This window comes from Dellaglioa sp. CoH-57-MRSF-21, assembly GCF_056781915.1.
In genome coordinates this window covers 1-270 of the sequence record NZ_JBXAXU010000194.1, presented here as the reverse complement: position 1 = coordinate 270, position 270 = coordinate 1, and the positions used below count along the sequence as shown (strand labels likewise).

The following is a 270-nucleotide window of genomic DNA, read 5'->3' as shown; positions in this document are numbered from 1 at the left end:
GCAAAGTACTTGCTCGACGGCGGAATGTAGTGGGCCGTGAGCGACGAACCGTCCATCTTCGTAGATTCTTGGAACACTTCTTCCGCATACTTGTCGAACACGAGGCGTTCGATGTTCTGGATGCGTTCCTGATCCGTCTTCGGAATGAACGACGGGAAGTTGCCACGCGACACGCCGCGCAGCGACACCGGAATCGGTTTCTCCCACTTCTCGATACCCAGCTTCTCGGTCAGGTCGATTTCGCTGACCGTATCGTCGCTCAGGTCGGAG

Annotated in this window: 1 protein-coding gene; it reads right to left on the bottom strand. The window is 56.7% G+C overall.

The features are described from left to right. A partial coding sequence (locus AC1RPQ_RS08515) for a hypothetical protein (protein WP_481762349.1) occupies nucleotides 1-270 on the bottom strand: 270 nt, incomplete at both ends.